At 57.0% G+C, this 2,463-nt stretch carries 1 rRNA gene (cut by a window edge); it reads left to right on the forward strand.

Features of this window, described 5'->3' with window-relative positions:
• Positions 1-2,463, forward strand: a 23S ribosomal RNA gene (locus ACIBQ8_RS51120) (it extends 171 nt beyond the left edge of the window).

Raw genomic sequence — 2,463 nt, forward strand, 5'->3', positions numbered from 1 at the left:
CTTGTGTGATGTGACTGCGTGCCTTTTGAAGAATGAGCCTGCGAGTTATGGTGTGTGGCGAGGTTAACCCGTGTGGGGGAGCCGTAGCGAAAGCGAGTCTGAATAGGGCGTTTGAGTCGCATGCTGTAGACCCGAAGCGGAGTGATCTACGCATGGGCAGGTTGAAGCTCAGGTAAGACTGGGTGGAGGACCGAACCCACCAGGGTTGAAAACCTGGGGGATGACCTGTGTGTAGGGGTGAAAGGCCAATCAAACTCCGTGATAGCTGGTTCTCCCCGAAATGCATTTAGGTGCAGCGTCGCGTGTTTCTTGCCGGAGGTAGAGCTACTGGATGGCCGATGGGCCCGACAAGGTTACTGACGTCAGCCAAACTCCGAATGCCGGTAAGTGAGAGCGTGGCAGTGAGACTGCGGGCGATAAGGTTCGTAGTCGAGAGGGAAACAGCCCAGATCACCGACTAAGGCCCCTAAGCGTGTGCTAAGTGGGAAAGGATGTGGAGTCGCAGAGACAACCAGGAGGTTGGCTTAGAAGCAGCCACCCTTGAAAGAGTGCGTAATAGCTCACTGGTCAAGTGATTCTGCGCCGACAATGTAGCGGGGCTCAAGCACACCGCCGAAGTCGTGGCATTCAGTCTTTCGGGGCTGGATGGGTAGGGGAGCGTCGTGCAGCCGGCGAAGCAGCAGAGTGATCTAGTTGTGGAGGCTGTGCGAGTGAGAATGCAGGCATGAGTAGCGAATCGAGGGTGAGAAACCCTCGCGCCGGATGACCAAGGGTTCCTGGGGCAGGCTAATCCGCCCAGGGTAAGTCGGGACCTAAGGCGAGGCCGACAGGCGTAGTCGATGGACAACGGGTTGATATTCCCGTACCCGCTTTAACGCGCCCATATCGAACCTCGTGATGCTAAGAGTCCTTAGCTCGCCTAAAGCCTTCGGGCTTGGGGTCAGAGTGAACGCTCGATCCGATCGGGTAGTAGGTAAGCGATGGGGTGACGCAGGAAGGTAGTCCAGCCCAGGCGATGGTTGTTCCTGGGGTAAGCATGTAGGGAGTGAGGTAGGCAAATCCGCCTCACATGTATCCTGAGATGTGATGCCGAGCCGATTGTGGTGAAGTGGATGATCCTATGCTGCCGAGAAAAGCCTCTAGCGAGTGTTGTGGCGGCCCGTACCCTAAACCGACTCAGGTGGTCAGGTAGAGAATACTAAGGCGATCGGGTGAACTGTGGTTAAGGAACTCGGCAAATTGCCCCCGTAACTTCGGGAGAAGGGGGACCTCTGCTGGTGATGAGTCTTGCACTCGGAGCTGGTGGGGGTCGCAGTGGCCAGGGGGAAGCGACTGTTTACTAAAAACACAGGTCCGTGCGAAGTCGTAAGACGATGTATACGGACTGACGCCTGCCCGGTGCCGGAACGTTAAGGGGACCGCTTAGTTGTGGTGACACAGCGAAGGTGAGAACTTAAGCGCCGGTAAACGGCGGTGGTAACTATAACCATCCTAAGGTAGCGAAATTCCTTGTCGGGTAAGTTCCGACCTGCACGAATGGCGTAACGACTTCCCCGCTGTCTCAACCGCAGACCCGGCGAAATTGCACTACGAGTAAAGATGCTCGTTACGCGCAGCAGGACGGAAAGACCCCGGGACCTTCACTACAGCTTGACATTGGCGTTTGGAGCGTCTTGTGTAGGATAGGTGGGAGACTGGGAAGCTCGGACGCTAGTTCGGGTGGAGTCATTGGTGAAATACCACTCTGGTCGTTTTGAACGTCTAACTCTGGTCCGTGATCCGGATCGGGGACAGTGTCTGGTGGGTAGTTTAACTGGGGCGGTTGCCTCCTAAAGGGTAACGGAGGCGCCCAAAGGTTCCCTCAGCCTGGTTGGCAATCAGGTGTTGAGTGTAAGTGCACAAGGGAGCTTGACTGTGAGACTGACGGGTCGAGCAGGAGCGAAAGCTGGGACTAGTGATCCGGCATCGGCGTGTGGAAGCGGTGTCGCTCAACGGCTAAAAGGTACCCCGGGGATAACAGGCTGATCTTCCCCAAGAGTCCATATCGACGGGATGGTTTGGCACCTCGATGTCGGCTCGTCGCATCCTGGGGCTGGAGTAGGTCCCAAGGGTTGGGCTGTTCGCCCATTAAAGCGGTACGCGAGCTGGGTTTAGAACGTCGCGAGACAGTTCGGTCCCTATCCGCTGCGCGCGCAGGAGACTTGAAAGGGGCTGTCCCTAGTACGAGAGGACCGGGACGGACGAACCTCTGGTGTGCCAGTTGTACCGCCAGGTGCACGGCTGGTTGGCTACGTTCGGAAGGGATAACCGCTGAAAGCATCTAAGCGGGAAGCTCGCCTTGAGATGAGGTCTCCCACCACGTGAGTGGGTAAGGCTCCCGGTAGACGACCGGGTTGATAGGCCGGAGGTGGAAGCATGGTAACGTGTGGAGCTGACCGGTACTAATAGGCCGAGGACTTGACC

It is taken from the genome of Nonomuraea sp. NPDC049646 (assembly GCF_044465525.1).
In the GTDB taxonomy this organism is placed as follows: Bacteria; Actinomycetota; Actinomycetes; order Streptosporangiales; family Streptosporangiaceae; genus Nonomuraea.